Origin of the sequence: Microcoleus sp. A6-C6, from assembly GCF_036705955.1 — a bacterium.
In the GTDB taxonomy this organism is placed as follows: Bacteria; Cyanobacteriota; Cyanobacteriia; order Cyanobacteriales; family Microcoleaceae; genus Microcoleus.
In genome coordinates, this window is record NZ_JAUBVR010000026.1 from 20866 (window position 1) to 40289 (window position 19424).

Here is a 19424-nt window from a genome sequence, read left to right on the forward strand (position 1 = left end):
ATTGCGATCGTAATTGCGATCCGAGTCGTCATTAGTCTGGGCCATCGGATTAGAATATTCTGGCTCAACAAGAATTGACATAATTTTTAAATATGTAAAGTAACAAAAGAAATATAAAAATATATTTTGGGAATTGAGCCGATTCTACTAAAAAGTCCGAATTATTATCCATCCTAACAACTCTTTTGGGAATAAAATCAGTAAATTCCAAGTTTAACGCAGTTTCCCAAGCTGTTTCAAAATATTTACTACAGCTTCCCCGCGAGTTTTTACTCCCAGCTTTGAATATATATGTTCTAAATACTTTCTGACTGTACCAACGCTAATGCTCAGTTTTGCCGCAATTTCTGGATTAGTCTTACCTTGCGTCACCTCAAATAACACTTCTGTTTCCCGCTTGGTCAACCCTAGAAATTCCAAAGATAGGGATGATAGAGTAAAAAACTCCTGTTCTTCAAGCAACAATAGATATTTTTCCAGCGGTTGCTCAGTCATAAAACGTACAACTAATTTTTTTCCTGCTAGCTCTAGTTTTAGTGGTAAATGAGGTGCAGGAATTTCATCATTTGGTGTTACCAGCGACAACTGATATTTAACCCATCGCTGCAAATTGTCTGGCAAACATTTTGTTGAGAATTGTGAGGTTTGAAAATACTTTTTTAGCCAATGTAAAGCTCGTTCGCTCATGAATTGAACTTGCCCATCTCCGTTGAGAGAAATAATTCCCAAGGCCTCCAGAGTATGACGCTGTTGTACCCAATCCTGTTCGATCTGGGTAAACTGATTCATGTTTTGTTGGGCTTGTACCAAATGAGGGTGCAATAAGTTGAATAAATAGCGATCGCGCTCAGTGAAAATCCGGTCTCCCAAAAGTGTAATCGCAATAATATCATCTTGTCCAGAGTAGAGCTTGCTCGCAGATTTAGCAGCCAAAGTAAGAGGTAGTGAAACTGCAATCAGATCCTTGATTCCTCTAGGCTGCATGAGCTTTCCATACAGTCCTTCCAAACGATGCAGTTGCTGCTCGTTTAAGAAGTCTGAAACCTTATGCGCTCGATGGTCACGAGTTCGTAGATAATTACCAACTAGAGGGTTTTCGTAAAAATGCTGGTGGGCAACTTTCTCAAAATTTACTGTATCAAGGCGATCGAACCCAGGGGCAAGTTTATAGTCGAGGGTGGTAGTCTTGCTGTTCTCGAAGGAAAGCGTCGTGTAGGTGTAATCTACTGCGGAAATAACCTTCGAGACTATTGAAAGCAGATGAGATGAGAAATCTTCAACGCTGCAAGTTTTGTATAGTTCCTGTAGGCATCCTGAAAAAATTTTAAAATCATTCTGAGTTAAGTGTTGCATTTTCCCTGATCAAATAATCACTAATCATCTGGACTTGATCTGCATTCAGTTGACAGTTGACAGATGACAGATGAGGGCGACCTCTATCTGGAAGGAAGAGGATTGGAGTAATGAATAGTCGGATTTTAATTTCTCGCCTTTAAGGGTTCCGGCTTTAAACCAATTCTTTCTGGTAATACGAGTTTCCAGGAGAAGTAGCCTTATCTACATGAGTTCTGTATCTTTTTTGTAACAATTGACTACGGCAAATGACGGGTTGAATTTGGATTTTAGATATGACAAGCTTTAAAAACAGTTGACAGTTGGCAGTTGGCAGTTGACAGTTGGCAGTTGGCAGTTGGCAGTTGGCAGTTGATATCATGTATGGTTGATTACCATAACAAAAACGGTTTTTAGTGCGGACTTCAGCCCGCACGCGCGATCGAATCTTACTGCGGTTAAATGAAACTACGAATGTAACAACAAGTCTGAGTTCAAGTTGGAATAGTTGAAATAGTTAAGATATGACTAAACTGCCGCAAAAGCGCAAGCGCCGAGGCGTGATTCTTTCAGATTGGGGTTTACAGCGTCTCCAGAATACTCAGGAACAATTAGCCATTGCTGAAAATGGCGGTTCTGCTTACACATTAGAGCGATTAAGCGATTTGACAGGGCTCAGTGCTCGATCGATCGGACGGCTGCGAAGTGGCAAAGCAGCAGTCGATCGCCAAACCCTAGAAGAGCTATTTCGCGCCTTTAACCTGACTATAACCGACCAAGACTACATCCAGCCAGAGCCAACAGCAGCAGAAAGGCAGCCCGTAAAGTCGATCGCCCAAAATTGGGGAGAAGCCATAGATGTTTCCCGCTTTTACGGGCGTACCGCAGAACTTACCACCCTCACCCAATGGATTCTGCAAGATAATTGTCGGTTGGTGTGTATTTTTGGGATTGGTGGCATCGGCAAAACGGCTTTATCTGTCAAACTGGCAGAACAGCTACAAAACCAATTTACCTACGTCATTTGGCGAAGTCTCCGCAATGCCCCGCCGCCGGAAACTTTCTTAGCAGAATTAGTCTCATTTCTCTCAGGACAACAGGATACAAAAGCAGAAATTAGCAGCTTGATTCAGTGTCTACAGAATCATCGCTGTCTGCTGGTGATCGATAATACCGAAAGCCTGTCACAACCTGGGAATCAGAGTGGACAATATCGTCCCGGCTATGAAGCTTACGGAGAAATGTTGCGCGCGGTGGCCGAAACTCGCCATCAAAGCTGTTTGGTGTTAACCACCCGCGAAAAATGCCATCAATTTGCTCAATCGGAAGCGGGCGACTTGGCAGTACAGGGCTTTTCCTTGGGCGGTTCTCCAGAAGCCTCCCAAGCATTGATTAAGGCGACGGAATTAACTGGCTCGGAGAGTCAAAAACAGGATTTGTGCGATCGCTATCGATGCAATCCCCTAGCATTAAAAATCGTTGCCACCACCATTCGAGATTTGTTCAGCGGCAATATTGCTCTTTTCCTAGCACAAAACGTTACTGTATTTGGTGATGTTTCAGATTTAATTCAACAACAATGCAGTCGTCTTTCCAGCTTAGAGAATCACGTCATGTGCTGGTTGGCGATCGATCGTGAATGGGTTTCTTTTGCCCAACTTCGAGAAGATTTAAATGCTGGCATATCCCAAACGCAGTTGATGGAAGCCCTGCAAAATTTGAAATGGCGATCGTTGATTGAAACTAACGCAGGTCAGTTTACATTACAGCCTGTGGTGATGGAATATATCACGCAGACGCTGATCGATCGAGTTTGTGATGAAATTGCAGACAGCTTATCCTCTACTCCCTTGTCCCCAACTTCCGTGCTGCAAACCTATGCCCTGATGAAAGTACAGGACAAAGACTATATTCGAGACAGCCAAATTCGCGTAATTGTAACGCCGCTAGTCGCCCGGTTGCTGAACCAGTTTGGTTCAAAAAAAGACCTTGTTTATCAATTGCATCAAATCTTATATCGCCTGCAAACCGAGTGTCCCAATCAAACTGGATATGCGGGCGGTAACATGATCAATCTGTTGCGCTATCTGGAAGTTGACTTGAGCAATTGCGATTTTTCCTATCTCAGTATTTGGCAAGCAGATTTTCAGGATGCGAATCTCCATCGAGTTAATTTCGCCCATTCTGACCTGTCCAAATCCCGGTTTACTCAACCGTTTGGCAGCATTTTAAGAGTTGCTTTCAGCCCGGACAGTCAACTACTGGCGATCGGAGATAGCAACAATACAGTGTCAGTTTGGCAGGTTGCTGACGGACAACCGAGAGGGATATTTAGAGAGCATTTTGGTTGGGTTTGGGCGGTTGCGTGGAGTCCAGACGGTCAAATCCTAGCCAGTGGGGGTGAAGATCGCAGCATCAGGCTTTGGGATATTGAATCTGGCAATTGTTTGGCAATTTTGCAAGGACATCAGGCTACTGTCAGAACATTGGCATGGTGGCCCAACGGACATCTCCTTGCTAGTGGGGACGATCGCGAAATTCGACTCTGGGATACTCGTACCGAAGAATGTGTCAAAATCTTCCAGGGACATAGCCATCGGATTTCCTGTGTTGCTTGGAGTCCTGACGGTCAAATCCTAGCCAGTTCCTCCTGGGATCGAACCGTTCGACTCTGGGATATCCAAAGCGGTGAGTGCCTCAACATCTTATCTGGACATACCCACGGAATTTGGTCTATTGCTTGGACTTCCGATGGAAAACTACTAGCCACAGGCAGTGAAGATCGCAGCGTGAAGATTTGGGATGCCGATCGCGGTGAATGTCTCCAAACCATACAAAAATATGATTCTGGTGTATTCTCAGTCGCTTGGAGTCCCGATAGCAAAATGCTGGCCAGTGCTAGTGGAGGCGATAACATCACAATCTGGGATACAGCGATCGGTCAATGTTTGCAAACCTTAGAGGGACACACTAACTCGATTTGGTCTGTGACTGTGGCTTGGAGTGCCAACGGGAAAACGATCGCCAGCGGTTCCCACGACCAAACCGTGCGACTGTGGGAAGTATACGGCGATCGATCGAGTGACTGCCGCAGTTTCAAAACCTTACAGGGATACAGCAATTCCATGTTTGCGGCAGCTTGGAGTCCCGATGGGCGCACCCTTGCCAGTAGCAGCGCCGATAGTCGGATTCGGTTGTGGAATCCCGATACAGGATTGTGTTTGAAAATGTTGCAGGGGCGTCGCAATTGGATTTGGAGTTTAGCTTGGAGTCCCGATGGCAGTATCCTCACCAGTGGTTCGGATGACTGCGATATCAGGCTTTGGCATCCCAGCAGCGGCGAATGCTTGACAACTCTGCAAGGTCATGCAGCCTGGGTATGGGCTGTCGCTTGGAGTCCCAACAGTCAAATTCTCGCGAGTGCCGCGGGCGACTTGAACATTCGGTTGTGGGATATTCAACAGGGGAAATGCCTGCAAATCTTGCAGGGACATAGCCATTGGATTGGGACTGTAGCCTGGAGTCCCGATGGTAAAACCCTTGCTAGTGGTGGTAACGATCGAACTATTCGACTCTGGGATAGCAGCAGCGGCGAATGCTTAAATATCTTGCAGGGACATCAAAACTGGGTGGAATCTGTAGCTTGGAGTCCTGATGGCAAAACCCTTGCTAGTGGTTCGCACAATGGAAGCATCCGACTTTGGGATAGCAACACTGGTAAGTGTCTGAAAATTTTGCAGGGACACAGCAATAGGGTAAGGGCGGTGGTGTGGAGTCCCGACGGTGAAATGCTGGCTAGTTGTTCGCACGATCGAACTATTCGACTGTGGGATGTGGGCGCGGGAGAATGCTTGAAAATTCTAGAGGGCCACGCCAGTCAGGTTTGGTCAGTTGCTTGGCGTCCTGTTGTCTGGGATGAGGCAAAAAATCGCGACTTCGTTCTGGCAAGCAGCAGTGCTGATGAGACGATTAAGCTTTGGGATGTCAACACCGGTGACTGTTTGAGAACTCTCAGAGCCGATCGCCCCTATGAAGGTATAAATATTACCGGAGTTACGGGCATTACACAAGCTCAGAAAGCCACATTGGAGGTCTTGGGGGCGATCGGCAAACAGTTTACAGTTTACAGTTGATAGTTGACAGTTAAGAGTTGTAGGGGAGAAGCATTCGGGCGATTATTTGTGAAATAAATTCAATTAGATTTGTATCCTAATGCTTCGCCCAGATTATTAGGACGCAACCGATCCAACCGGACAAAGTGATTCTGTCCGGTCAAGAGTACCATCTTGTTATTGGCAATTAGAATCCTTGAACCGAGATGATATTGTCTTGAAGCTGTGCCGAAGTTACACCATCAACAAAACCTAATATATTGCCGGAATTTTTAATTTTGATGAGAGTTCCTGTCGTTACAATAGGGTCAGGATTGAGTAAACCTGTCAGATTTTGGTCTTTTAAAACTTGTGGCCAGTCAAACCCCAATACAATTGTCACATTTGTCAGGTTTTCCAAAACTACATCGCTAGCAGTCAAACCTCCTGCTAATCCAATTCGATCGAAACCAACTCTGAAAAGGCTAATCAGATCCGCATTATTGATATCTGTAACTCCGGGTTCTGCTTGTAAGACATACAAGTTGCTGCCGATTTTAGGCAAAGAAATATTGTCATCTAATCCGAATAAAATATCTCGCCCCAAACCTCCAATTAAAGTGTCATACCCATTACCACTAACTAAGAAATCATTGCCTCTACCACCCAATAAAAGATCGTTTCCCCCAAAGCCATAAATCAAATCTGCATCTTGCCCTCCGCTGAGATAGTCATTTCCAGCATCTCCACCTAGTAAGTCTTTCCCCCTGCCTCCGAATAAGGAATCGTTACCCAAACTTCCTCTAAGAATGTCTTCTCCTTCATTGCCATACACCAAATTGTTAGCTGCTGAAATGTTGACTGTATCGTCCCCTCCGAGCATCCAGACTCCCAAAGGAAAATTATTGGTATCTGCGATCGACAAAAAAACTTGTTCGGATGTATTGTCGCCAATTAAGCGACGCGGCTCGGATGGATCTGTTTGTAAAGCCATGATGTCTTACCTGATAAAAAGTTGTCATTGAAGTGATGAAAATAGAATTGTTTAACAACAATCGAAAGTCAAATAATTACAGCCTTTGGAGTTAAACAAATAGGTAAAGTCGAGTCGTTACCAGTCAAACCATCTAAGATGTCGTTGCCGGCCTCACCGTAAAGTCGATCGCCCCTATGAAGGTATGAATATTACCGGAGTTACGGGCATTACACAAGCTCAGGAAGCCATATTGGAGGTCTTGGGGGCGATCGGAAATTAGCCTGAACAGGGCTTGATTTTTCGTAGGTTTTGCCTATGAAAAATCAAGTTGATCCACAACTCCTAGCAAGGACGAGGAGTCCTAAACAACCAAGGTGATATCTCGATTGGGAACAAATCCACTACCAACCTGCAACCTTGCAACCGGAATAGTAAAGAAGTTCAACGCGCCAGTGCTCTGGTTGTAGTTAAATCCCTCGGTTGAGGATATTCCACCATATCCACTCTTGGAGATGTTGAGTTTATCAACCTCCCAGGGGTGAAAGTCTCTGATTACATCAACGCCGTCATAAGGTGAGTAAGAAATGAACATATCTGCTCCAGGACCCCCTATAAGCGTGTCGTTACCAGGCTCACCACCAAGCCTATCGTTGCCATAACCACCGTCGAGGTAGTCATTGCCAAAGGAGCCAGCCAATTCGTCGTTGCCATATCCACCGTAAAGGGTATCGTTGCCATACCAACCATCTAAGGTATCGTTGCCCCCCTCGCCCTTGAGTATATCGGCAGAATCGTTGCCAGGTCGCCACCAAATATCACCACCATTGAGGTAATCATCACCTTCACCCCCCAAGATGCTATCCATGCCATCTTGGCCATAGATTTGGTCATTATTCTCATCACCTAAGAGGGTGTCATTGCCAGAGTATCCGTACAAGGTATCATTCCCAAGACCCCCATAACCCTTATCGTTGCCCTCCCAGCCAAATATCAAGTCGTCGCCCGCTTCGCCAGAGATAGTATCCTTGTCGGCACCACCATTCAAAGTGTCGGCGTACATTGAACCTCTAATATCAGTCATCGAAGTTTCTCCTTGATTTTGAAGTTTGTTTCCTTGTTTTATCTAGTTCTCAAAGTTAAGAACCTAGATGTTTAAGCAGCATGGGATTAATTTCCTAATTAATTGAAATCTAACGCTGCATCTGATATATCAACTTTGTCCTGACTGACAGCAAACGTCCAGGACAGTTAGACAGTTAAGTTAGCCATTTAAGCCATCCGCCAAAAACCAGCAAAAAATGAAGCTTGAAAGCTATGCCAGAAAAACCTTTTAGTTTTTTTATCAACGGTTGTATTTAGCGATTCGGTCACTTATGCTGTAATCTAAAAACAGAAAAGAGTACCCATTGGGTACTCTCAGAGTTGGCTCCGTAATTGCTAAGCATCACGGATAAAATAACCTGTGTAGGTTGGGTTTAGGGACGAAACTCAACGCCATATAAATGTTAGATTTTATGCTTCAATCCAACCCACAAGAAAATTAATTCTTTGTGGAACAGGCCGGAAAGCCTGTTATTCAGAAAGGTACAATATCTCAGTTAAACAGACTTGACATAATATCAATTCCGGTTGCACTGGAATTAATATATTACCCACAGCTTTCGACACGGCAGTGCCGTCTCCCTACAATTGAACGCGGGGAAAAGGCACTGCCGTGTCCTCTATATCATAAGGAGTGCAACCGGAATTGATATCACTGTTGAACTCAGATAAAAGTCAATTCATCCTCATGGCAATAGAATGATATCCTGTTGTACTGAGAAGCCTGCTGGCTTATTCTCAAGAGTTGCAAACTGAACTTGGCCGAACAAGACAGCACCAGTATTGCTGTTATAGCTGAATTGGTCGAGAGAAGTAGCGCCAAAACTTCGGTGAATTTCAATTTTGTCAACTTCACTCTTCTGGAAGTCTTTGATGGTGTCAATCCCTGTGGGAACAAAATAGAATCTGAATCCATCTGCGCCTGCACCGCCCCAAAGAATGTTATTGCCGGCAGGATCGAGATCGCCACCACCAACTAAGACATCATTACCATTACCGCCATAGAGGATGTCGTTACCACCACCACCGGAAAGTTGGTCATTATCATCGTTACCGTAGAGGATATCGTTACCCTTCATGCCTTGTAGGTTGTCATTTCCACTATCACCTAAAAGCGTGTCATATCCATCACCACCAAGAATGATATCTTTGCCACCTCTACCATTGATTAGATCGTCTCCACTTTCACCTTTGATGAAGTTCTTGCCGGCGTTACCCAGAATATAATTATTCAAGTCGTTACCGGTGCCATCGATATCAGCAGTATCACTCAAAGTCAGGTTTTCGACGTTTGCACCCAAGGTATAGCTGATAGTGGAAGTGACTACGGTATCAGTACCTTCACCTGGTTTCTCGGTAACTAAATCACCAACATTATCAACCAGGAATTGGTCATTACCTGTACCACCAAACATTTCGTCGGCACCAGCACCACCATAGAGTTGGTCGTCTCCGGTACCACCATAGATTTGGTCGTCTCCATCGCCACCATTTAGGAAGTCGTTACCGCCTGCACCAAATAAATAGTCGCGATCGCCCAAACCATACATCGAGTTGTTGGCATCGTTGCCTACCATAGCATTATGGGCGTTGTTGCCCGTGCCGTCAATGGCAGCGGTTCCTTTCAAAAAAAGGTCTTCGACGTTTGCTCCCAAAGTGTAGCTGACGGTGGATTCTACTCTGTCAATACCTTCGGCAGTATTCTCCACAACTACGTCAGCAATATTATCGACAAAGTAGGCATCATTACCGCTACCACCATACATTTTGTCTGCACCAGAACCACCATCAAGCTCATCGTCTCCGGCTTTACCGTAGAGTGTGTCGTCGCCTGCCAACCCTGTGAGGCTATCATTGTCAGGGGTGCCATTTAGTAAGTCGTTATTAGGAGTACCTGGAATGTTAGCCATCTTAAATTTCTCCAAAAACAATGATCAATTTGTCTGAACTGTATCGGGCGATAGCAAGCGCCACGATCCGTTAATAACTTATCTGCAATTTGTGAATTAGAGTAGCAATTTGCAGATACCAGGTGCGGCGATAGGTGTTGCACTCAAAACTTTGCTATGAATTTGAGTAAATGTAAATTGGAACAATAGGAAATACTGCAATAATGAAACAGTATGAGGTTGATTTCCTGATTTTTTGAAATCTAACGCTGCACTTGATATATCAACTTTATCCTGATTTATGGTGAACGTCCAGGACAGTTAGACAGTTAAGCTAGCCACTTAAGTTTTGCTGCACTAATTACTGAAGCGTTACGTCTGAAAAGTATATCCCGCAAAGTTTTTGGTTTTTACAAAGATTGTCGTATTTAACGATTCAGTCACTTATACTGTAATTTTAAATAACAAAATAGTACCCAATGGGTATGGGTACATTTCAATAAATGCAAATCTATGAAAAAATGGCTATAATGAAAAGGCTAGTAAAAACGCAAAAAAAGAATCAGGTAAAAAATGACACATTAAAACTAAGAATATCTAAAAATCTCTAAGTTATTTTAGGATTTAAATTGAGGGCTGATGTACAAATTTGCTGCGGCAGCGGAGGATGAATTAGTTGTGTTTGGTGCGGCAAAACCGGGATACGGCGATCGCGAAGTTGCTGGCTGGATTGATTTTATGCGATGCCAGAAGATCGATCGAGTTTGTTGCTTGCTTCCCGATACGCAACTGATGGGCTATTCTGACTTGCTGGGAAGCTATCGAAATGTTTTTGGGTGCGATCGCGTTTGCTGGGCTCCGATCGCCGATTTTGAATTGGCCAGTCGCGAAATTTTAATCGATCGCATTTTACCATTTTTGGCATCTGCAAATCGATCGGGCGATCGGGTGGTAGTTCACTGTGGCGGTGGAATCGGGCGTACAGGACAGGTTTTGGCTGCTTGGTTGGTTAGCGGGCGGGGATTTTCTAACCAAGAGGCGATCGCGACTGTCAAAAAAACTGGCAGAAATCCCTATGAAGCTGCGATCGCTGCTGTTTTCAAAGGTCGAAATCCCTGGAAAGTCGTTCGAGAACTTGATACTTTATTAGATGATTGCCGTCGTGCTTTTGGCATTGACTTATTTTAAGTACAGTTGGCTTCGTAGATAATTTTTCTGGTTTTTCCAGTTTTTAGGTCTTGAAAGCGCCACAAACCCGCATAGCCGGAATTTTTGAACTCTGGATGGTCTTTGACGCGGCTTTCAAATATGGGTTCTTTAGCTGCAATTTGATTGGGCTGAAGCTGGAAATTGCCCGAGGGTTTAATCCAGTAGAGCTTCTTATCAGCATCGACTAGAATGCGATCGCCATCAATCGCAACGATCGCAGAATCGACTGGTTTAGCCCATCGCTGGATTCTGTTATTTCTAGGATCGACTTCTACCACTTTGTCCGAACTTAAATAACCTTTTGTATCAACATCTGGCAGAGAAGTTACGCGGGCAAGTGCAGCCTTTCCACAGGGATGTCTGCTAATTTTAATCACACGCGGGTCTGGTTTTACTTTGTCATTAACCATAAAATAGAATTCGGCTGTTTGAGGTGATTGTGCCACAGAGGTTGTTCGATAAGTGGTTAAAGAAGCAACTGCAATACTGGTCAAAACAACAAAGCTGCGAAGTATTAAAGAATGGGGCATAATTTTTCTTGATTTTTCGGTTAACTACTGACAGTGGACAATGAAAATTGCCAACTGTCAACTGCCAACTGTCAACTGATTTGTCACCGCTTCGGCGAAGGGAACCGGCGCATCAAGCTGCAACCAGTGGCTGGTTTCGGGTATGACGGTGGTGGCAATTTTGGGGCGGAGTAGGTGGAGGCTGAAGGGCCAGGAGTTGGACGGTGCGAGCACTGCTGCGATTCGCGCGCCCGGAGTTGCAAGGATGCGATCGATCGCACCGACAGCATCGTAAGCAAACATACCTTTGTACATACCGACTAGACGATCGCGCGGTGTGGCGTTAAGGCGTGCGATCGTAGTTTCCCGCGTCGCAGAAGTACCGCCTTCGAGGGCTTGGACGAACTTTTCCTCTGCCGCAGCGCGGTAGTCATCGCCCGCTAGCGCTGCGAGGAAGGGAACCATCTGTTCTTGGTATACGGATGGTGGGAGGTAGTTAAAGTCACCGGGGGGATCGGCGAGGATGACGCGGGTGATCCGGGTTGGGGCGGAGGCGGCGGTGGCGAGGACGACGAGGGCCCCGAAGCTGTGCCCGATAAGGGCTACTTGCGGGATATTCAGCGCGTCGAGGACGGCGATGATGTCGGCGGCGCAGCTATCGGGGCTGTAATCGCCATCTGCGGGCGGTTCGGATGCGCCGTGGCCCCGGAGGTCGATCGCCAGAATGCGCTGGTTTTGACCGAGATTTGCTCGCAAAAGTGCGATCGTCTCGTCCCAAACTCCGATGTCGTAGGCCATACCATGTACTAACAGGACGGGGATGGCTTGTGGTTCTGCGCCGCTTACTGCGCCCGTGTCGGTGAGATTGAGTCGCCCCGCTGGGCCGGCGACAGTTGTAAGGTGCATAAAATACCTCGACTTCTACAAGGACACAACAATGTTTTGTTCTTCAACAATTTTGACTTCATATTCCGCACCCAACATTCATATATGGGTGCAGGTGGGCTGTGGAAAGTGGGCTACAAAGTCATCGGCGCCACAGGTTCAATCTCTCGATTAAAACCTCCTACCTGATTTGTTCGCAACACCCAGGCTTCCCCACCCTGTTCGAGAAAGGCTTGAGTCACTTCATCGCTTGTCAGACGCGGTAGAATTGTGCGCCAACTCAACAGGCTTCGGCGAATCTTTTGCAGCGGACGATCTTCTAAAGTGCTGCCCAAAACTTCATCTTGATTCTTCCAGTCGGCGCGTGCGGTTCCACAGGGCAACAGCAGCCGTTTTAACTCCTTGCTCAACTGTTCTAACTGATCTAATTTATCTAATTCTTCGGGGTGTTGTTGTTTCGATGCTTCGATATTTGGGAGAGACAGAAGCGATCGAGCAATTTGCCGCATTGCTGCATACAAAGCTTGATTGGAGTCTTGAGTGCAATTGTAGTCAGGCCCAACAAACGTCCCTCCGGTACCATCGCCAATCCGGTAACGAGCCGCCATGATTTCTAGCTGGTAAATCAATCGATCGAGTGGCGATCGCTTCGGGCCGTTCTGGGTTTCATACTCGCTCGTGAAAGCATCGAATTCGATTATCGTATCGCAAACCGGGCGCAAACCCAACCAGCCCAACTGTCTGTCCCCCATGTAGCGCGACCAATGCAAACTCCCAGCAATCAGCCCCTCCTTGTTGTGTGTGTAGATTTGGTGATAAACAATGTCAAACCGCAGTTCATTCGCCAGCGGTTCTCGCACGACTGTCGCGAGTCCGTAAGCAAAATGCCCGAAGTAGAGCGGAGTTTTGGTAGCTGGTTCTGCTTTTTTGCCTCCAATCCCACCATAGATGTGAATCAGTAAGGCTCGTTTTCCTTCGTACCAATTGGCTGGATTTCGATTTGATTTGAAACGAAACAATGCCTTACTGGTTTTTCCCTTCTGAGCAACCAGATTGCTCCAAGTCTCGTGTTTGAGGTAGTGTTTGACTGAGGTTTTGCCTGCAATCTGTCGGTCAGCTTCAACCTGCAACAGACTCCGAGGCGCGATCGCCTGCACGACAAATCGCCCCGATCGATCCGGCGCACCGTAAATATACCATCCAGTTTCATTTAGGGGCGATTTCTCAATGTTTTTGCTGATGGAGGAAGGAGTCTGATTGCTATTGGCAATTACTGGAGGCAGGCTAACGATTTCTTGGGCTCCCGCGAATTGTCGCGAGGCGCGATCGAAGTGAATTACCTCAAACAAATCACCATTCGGCTGAAGCGATCGCACAAATTTGACTAACCCGTAATAACGTCCGGTAATTTGCACTGGTTCGCGAGCAATGGTCAGAATGTTGTTCTGTGCAAATTGTTCCACACCCACGGGTTCTTGCAGCATCACAATTACATCATCGTGAGGATGCGAACCTGCGATCGACTCTAGGGGATTAACTTGTCGCCAGTGATTGAGCCTTGTTGGGTGAACTATGCCTTTTTGTTGGCTACGTTCAGCTTGAGGACTGAAATGCACGTCTTTCGTCACGGCCCGAACGTAGGCCTGCACCAGGCGATCGTCACTAAAGCGCAGGATCGCAACTTGTCCCACAAAATGCTGAAATTCACCAGGCGCGTGATGAATTTCAAACAACGCGCCTTGAATCGTTTGCCGTTGCTCTTTGGCAGGCAAAATTAATCGCCCCATCCAAGGCGCAATGGGGCGGTAATATTCGGGCGACACAGATTGATCGATCGGATAAAACTCTGGTCGATTGAAAGCCGCTTGCTGGTAGCGTTCGTAGTTACTCAATTTGTCGGAAACGGCTCGATCGCTCTTTTGTGCAGTACCGAACAATATCTCTCCTAATTGCTGCCAGAACTGGCTGAGGGCAGTTTCATAGATCATTTTATAGCAGTTGACGGTTGATTGTTGACAGTTGACAGTTGACAGTTGACAGTTGATTGTTGACAGTTAGTATAGTACGAGCCTCAAACCGTTTTCGCTCGAGGGTGAGCGTCCTCTCGATCTGGAGGTTATTTATAGAAAATACCTTGAGTGGCGGTTGCTGTCACATTCAAGGTATGTTGTTGCGCTGTCTTCGCTCTTTTCTATAGAAAATAGCGCTACATCGCAACTACCTACCTACAGGTGGCGCGATCGCAAATATGAATCATAATTGGCACGCGGGGCATAAATAATCTGCTCTCCCCCCGCCCCCTATTTTAGTCAACTATCGCCTCATTTAAGCAAGTTTTTCTTAAGTCACATCTTCCTAAATTTGCACCTCTTAAATCTGCATCTTTCAAGTTAGCATTGCTTAAATCTGCATAACTCAAATTTGCGCCTCGGAGATTAGCATCTGATAAATTAGCTCCAACTAAATTGGCCCTAACAAGTTGCGCTCCACTCAAATTACTGCCACTCAAATTTGCTCCTGGCATCTCGGCTGATGTTAAATTGGCTTGGCATAAATTAGTGCCACACAGGTCAGCTAAATTCAATTTAGCATAACTCAAATCAATCTTTTCCAAGCAAACTTTATCCAATTGAGCGCATCTCAAATTGGCATTAATAAAAAATCTGTCTCCCAGGGAATAACGGCGCAGCAATTCGTCCGCTGCCAAGCGAATTAAAACTGTTTCGGAAGCATTTTGGTAGCACCACGAAGTCTCTAGCAAACTAGCGGCTGCTTCAATTGCTACCTTGTCGGATTTAGGGAGAACCAAACTATTGCAGCCATCCCACTCACCCTTGAGCATAAATGCCATGTCAGAAGCTGCTGCAATTGAGTCGCACAGCAAAACGGTTTCTTGTTTGGGTTGCAGCCAGTTCATTAAACCTATCGAACTATTGTTTTTCACGGTTTGTTCGGGATTTGTTTGTTCTTCTTAATTATAGGTAAAATTATTTTTAATGTGTTGAAACGGTAGGAACGCGACGCGCACCTACCGTTATAGTTCTGCGAATTAGCCCTAGATATCGCAGCAGCCAAAAGGCACTTGTCAGAATCTGACTAATGGCTGATGACTGATGACTAATCTGTTGTACTTACGTGATCGATTCTCTCTAATTGCCAGAGAATTTGGTTCCCCTCGCGGCGGACGCGAGAAACTACCCAGTTGCGCCACACCCAATTGTCTCCGCGGCTGGTGACAGCGCTGGCATTTACATCCATCAAATCAGCCAGTTCAGAACTGGTAATCAAGTAGCCTTTGGTGGCCACTTCATCGGCGATGTGCAAAGTTTCGATCAGATTGCGGAGTTCCTGAACCCTTACCTCGCGGGGCAAGTTCTCCAGGGTATCGGCAGTTGAATCCATCATGGTAGAGTTGGAGATCGGAAGGTCAGAAGTTATGACATAGGATTCTATCGTTTTGTTACCAGTTGCGTCCGTTTCTTCCAAAACAATTGGGTTTTCAAAGCGTAGGGGCGATGCCCCCGTGCTCGCCCCAGCCTCGTCTGCTGTTGGTGGATGCTGTTGCAGTTCGGGAGTGAGATTGTGGGAGAAGTTGCGGGCGATTTCGTCGCACCTGTCGTTGTAGAAGTCGCCGGAGTGGCCACGGACGTGTTCCCAGTTGACTTGCCGGGAATTCAGCTTGTCTAGCAGATGCCAGAGGTCTTGGTTGACGACATCTTTGCCCGTCGAGGTTTTCCAGCCTTTGTTTTTCCAGCCTTGAATCCATTTGGTGATGCCGTTTTTCACGTATTCGCTGTCCGTGTAAAGGGTGACTGGTTCGGTTTGACCGGAATTGGCAAAAAATTCTAATGCAGCGACGGCAGCCTGCATTTCCATGCGGTTGTTGGTGGTTTGAGGGTCTGCACCTCCGAGTTCGTGACAGTTGCCGTCGGCGAAACAAACTACTGAACCCCAGCCGCCGGGGCCTGGGTTGCCGGAACAAGCGCCGTCTGTGTACAAGCTTTTGATGGTGGGAGTTGTCATGAGTGAGTTAATTGGTTATTTACGATTATTCAGTTTACTGGTGCGATAATTAAGGAAATTGCGATCGTTTTATTTGCTGCCATGAAAAACGTCAACTTAAAGATTAAAAAGGTCGCGCTATTTATTTGTCCGTTTTCTTTGTTAATTTTTAATACTTTTGCCCAGGCGCAAACAGTTGTGCCTGCTGCTGACGGTACGGGCACGGCTGTCACCCGCACCGGCAACCGCTACGATATCAATGGCGGCAGTTTGTCGGGAGACGGGGCGAATCTTTTTCACAGTTTTGGGCAATTCGGCTTAAATCAAGGTCAAATTGCTAATTTTCTGACTAATTCGGCTATTCAAAATATATTAGCTCGTATTTCTGGCGGGAACCCTTCGCTAATTAATGGTTTGATTAATGTCACGGGCGGCAATTCTAATCTGTTTCTGATTAATCCTGCGGGGATTGTGTTTGGCCCGAATGCGAGTTTGAATGTGCCGGGGGCTTTTACTGCGACTACTGCGACGGGTGTGGGTTTTGGTTCTAATTGGTTTAATGCTGCGGGGACAAATAATTTTAGCGCGTTAGTTGGTGCGCCCAATACTTTTTATTTTGGCGGAAATCAACCGGGAAGTATTGTTAATGCTGGCAATTTGGCTGTGACTCCAGGCCATAATTTATCTTTGTTGGGCGGTACGGTTGTTAGTACGGGGCAGTTGTCGGCACCGGGAGGGCAAATTACTGTTGCTGCGGTTCCGGGCGAGAATGTTTTGCGTATTAGTCAACCGGGACTTTTGTTGAGTTTGGAGATATCAGCGGGCGGGAATTTGGGGAATTCTCCACAAGGTTTAAATCCTGTTTCTTTGCCGCAGTTGCTGACAGGTACGGGGCAAAATCAGGCGACTGGTGTTGTGGTTGCGGATGACGGTAGCGTGCGGCTTGTGGGTTCTGGTTTGCAGGTGAATTCTGGGGATGTGGCGATTGCTGCTGGGAATACGTCTGCGCTGGATCAATTGAATGCGGGAAGTGCGACTATTTCGGCTGCGGGAAATCTGACGTTAGCGGGGACTAGGTTGCAAACTGCGGGGGATTTGAATTTGCTGGCAGGGGATGCGGTACGGGTTCGCGATCGCGTTGAGAATCCGTTTTTGGCGCGGGCTGGGGGGAATTTAGAGATTAGGGCCGATCGCGCGATCGACATTCTCACCTTAAACGCCACCGGCGGCTTGTCTCTTCCGCCACAATTCCAAAGTGGCGGCAATTTAAGTTTAATCAGCAACGGCGTTATTTCCGGGGATTCTCACTTTGCTTCGAGGGGCAATTTTTTGGTGCGCAATCTGTCAGGAATGCCGGGAAATTTTGTGAGTTTATTTGACCCGATTATCAGTTCCGAAGGAGATGTTTTCTTAGGAGATTATACGGGTGTTTCGCTGAAAGTGGAGGCGAGGGGAAGCATAGTTGCTGAGGATATTACAATTACGGGGCCTGATATTGCATTGGGTAATGAAAATGCGAGTTCCGATCCGGATATTCGTATTTTAACCAGCAGTCCGGCCTTAATTTTGCGGGCGGGAGTGGCAAATCTGGTAAATCCGCTTAATATTTCTCCTAATAGTTTAGCTGACGATGCAGCTTTTAGTTCGGGATCGATTTTTCCCAGAAATTTGATTTCTGTTGAAAATATTTTTGCGGGCGGGCCGGTGATTTTATCTGCCACGGGAGATGTGGCAACTAGAGATATTAATGGCGGTAGCATTAGTCTCACAAGTGCCGCAGGGGCTGTGCTAGTTGGGGGCAGATTAACGTCTGGTTCGACTATTAATATTGAAGCTGTTAACAATATTATCTTGACCAGTGACATCTCTCGTGGTGATATCAACGGCAATATTACTCTGAATGCGACTGGGGGTAATATCCTAACGGGTGCGATCGATAGTGGGACGAATGGGGCGATCGCACTTACAGCAGCCGGTAATGTGAATTTTGGGAATTTGCAGGGTTCTCAAGTGAATGTTACCAGTAATTCCGGCGCTCTGGGAGTGTTGACCGATCCGAATACAATTGTCCCCAATACAACACCCGCCAACGTTACAGCCACCGAGAATCTCACTTTGGCAGCTTCTGGCGACTTAACCGTAGGGAACCTCGCGGGTGCGACTGTCAGCGCTACCAGCAGCAGCGGAAGTGTGACTACGGGTACGATCGCCAGTACGGGAGATGTCAGAATTGTCGCGGGACAGGAAATTAGCACAGCGCTAATAACCGTTAATCCGACTGCGGCAAATCCAGTTAATCCTGCGATTCCCACACTCAATTTGGACGCGCAAACTAATATTAACGTGGCATCGATTGATGCTGCCGCCGCCAGCATTGCTTTGAGAGCTTCTAGCGACTTAAATACTGGGAATTTGCAGGGGGCGGCAGTTGATGTTAATAGTGATGGGGGAAATATTGCGATCGGCAATACTGTGTCAACTGGAAATATCAATGTAAGAAGTGCGGGAAATGTGAATTCAGGGGATTTGCGGGGTTTGGGAGTTAATATTAACAGCAGTGCGGGGACGATTGGAGTTACCAGTGCCGCCGCCACCAGCAATGTGAATTTGACAGCTTTGGGCAATATAAATTCAGGAATTTTACAGGGAAGTAATGTTTCAGTTAATAGTAATGCTGGAAGCATTCAGACTGCAAATGTTACTGCAGCTAACGGTGTGACTTTGACAGGATCTGGCGATGTCAATGCTGGAAATTTGAGGGGATTTGCGGTTGATGTTAGCAGCCGTGGGAATGTGAGAATTGGGGATGTTAACGCTGGAGGAAATATCAATTTGGAAGCCGCTCAAAATGTGAATTCTGGAAATTTGCAGGGAGTTATAGTTGATTTAGTTAGCAGCAGGGGAAATGTCAGCACTGGCAATATTAGTGCTTCATCAATTGTGGATATTTTAGCGGGAGGGCAGATCGGAACTGGGGAAATAGATGTTAATCTTTCGGGGCGCGGCCGCAATCCTGCAGTCAATATTAACGCTCAAAATGATATTAGCATTGTATCGGTCTATGCTCCGGGCGCTAAAGTTGATATCGCAACTCCGGGTTTGGTGCGAGTGACTGGTACTTTTGACCAAAACCGCACTGTGAGTGTCTCAACGCTTGGTGGCGATCAACCGGGTACAGTCAGGATCGCCCACGGCGGCGGGGATGTCAATCCGCGGATACCTTTTGCGGTGGGAGATGCGACGGTTAACGGGACTGCTGGGGCGATCGCCAGCAATACTTCGGGTACAATTACTCAGGGACAATCTTTCATCAATTCTTACACTCAAGGTAGTAGTGCGATCGTCACTACAAATCAACCCGGAATAACTCAACCCGGAATAACTCAACCCGGAATAACTCAACCCGGAATAACTCAACCCGGAATAACTC

Annotated in this window: 12 protein-coding genes and 1 pseudogene; 3 read left to right on the forward strand and 10 right to left on the reverse strand. The window is 46.4% G+C overall.

The genetic code is table 11. The features are described from left to right. Positions 1-213: 213 nt before the first annotated feature. Positions 214-1353: a response regulator transcription factor gene (locus tag QUB52_RS12875; RefSeq protein WP_332969510.1), complete on the reverse strand. Its 1140-nt coding sequence runs from the start codon at positions 1351-1353 to the stop codon at positions 214-216. Between the two features lie 503 nt (positions 1354-1856). Between QUB52_RS12875 and QUB52_RS12880 the strand changes: the two genes are divergently transcribed. Beyond that, positions 1857-5465 carry an eIF2A-related protein gene (locus tag QUB52_RS12880; RefSeq protein WP_332972600.1) on the forward strand — a complete coding sequence of 1203 codons (3609 nt, stop codon included), beginning with the start codon at positions 1857-1859 and terminating at the stop codon, positions 5463-5465. Positions 5466-5631: 166 nt separating this feature from the next. Here the strand turns inward: QUB52_RS12880 and QUB52_RS12885 are convergent, their stop codons facing one another. The 4 genes and pseudogenes from QUB52_RS12885 to QUB52_RS12895 form a co-directional block, all read right to left on the reverse strand. After that, positions 5632-6417 (reverse strand): calcium-binding protein, encoded by a 786-nt coding sequence (locus tag QUB52_RS12885; protein WP_332972599.1) that lies wholly within the window; start codon positions 6415-6417, stop codon positions 5632-5634. Between the two features lie 68 nt (positions 6418-6485). Then, a pseudogene (locus tag QUB52_RS29265) lies at positions 6486-6587 on the reverse strand (hypothetical protein); the annotation flags it as partial. Positions 6588-6760: 173 nt separating this feature from the next. Next, positions 6761-7480 carry a calcium-binding protein gene (locus tag QUB52_RS12890; protein WP_265235526.1) on the reverse strand — a complete coding sequence of 240 codons (720 nt, stop codon included), beginning with the start codon at positions 7478-7480 and terminating at the stop codon, positions 6761-6763. 706 nt (positions 7481-8186) lie between these two features. Then, positions 8187-9410: a calcium-binding protein gene (locus QUB52_RS12895; protein WP_265235525.1), complete on the reverse strand. Its 1224-nt coding sequence runs from the start codon at positions 9408-9410 to the stop codon at positions 8187-8189. A gap of 618 nt (positions 9411-10028) precedes the next feature. Between QUB52_RS12895 and QUB52_RS12900 the strand changes: the two genes are divergently transcribed. Next, complete coding sequence (locus tag QUB52_RS12900; RefSeq protein ID WP_332972598.1) at positions 10029-10577, forward strand: protein-tyrosine phosphatase family protein; 549 nt, start codon at positions 10029-10031, stop codon at positions 10575-10577. Here the strand turns inward: QUB52_RS12900 and QUB52_RS12905 are convergent. The 5 genes from QUB52_RS12905 to rnhA form a co-directional block, all read right to left on the reverse strand. Beyond that, entirely contained in the window at positions 10574-11128 is a 555-nt protein-coding gene (locus QUB52_RS12905; RefSeq protein WP_265235523.1) for a hypothetical protein, read from the reverse strand. The two genes, QUB52_RS12900 and QUB52_RS12905, sit on opposite strands and share 4 nt — an antisense overlap. Positions 11129-11185: 57 nt before the next feature. After that, on the reverse strand, positions 11186-12013 hold the full coding sequence (locus QUB52_RS12910) for an alpha/beta fold hydrolase (protein WP_332972596.1): 828 nt from the start codon (positions 12011-12013) through the stop codon (positions 11186-11188). Positions 12014-12126: 113 nt separating this feature from the next. Beyond that, the gene (locus QUB52_RS12915; protein WP_332972595.1) at positions 12127-13980 is read right to left on the reverse strand and encodes an abortive infection protein; all 1854 of its coding nucleotides are present in this window, start codon (positions 13978-13980) and stop codon (positions 12127-12129) included. A gap of 317 nt (positions 13981-14297) precedes the next feature. After that, positions 14298-14909, reverse strand: a complete 612-nt coding sequence (locus tag QUB52_RS12920) for a pentapeptide repeat-containing protein (protein WP_332972594.1) — start codon at positions 14907-14909, stop codon at positions 14298-14300. Between the two features lie 200 nt (positions 14910-15109). After that, positions 15110-16015, reverse strand: coding sequence for a ribonuclease HI (gene rnhA, locus QUB52_RS12925; RefSeq protein ID WP_265235519.1), 906 nt, complete (start codon positions 16013-16015; stop codon positions 15110-15112). An 81-nt stretch (positions 16016-16096) separates the two neighbouring features. Between rnhA and QUB52_RS12930 the strand changes: the two genes are divergently transcribed. Further along, positions 16097-19424 (forward strand): two-partner secretion domain-containing protein (locus tag QUB52_RS12930; protein WP_332976194.1); only part of this gene is annotated, 3328 nt, incomplete at its 3' end.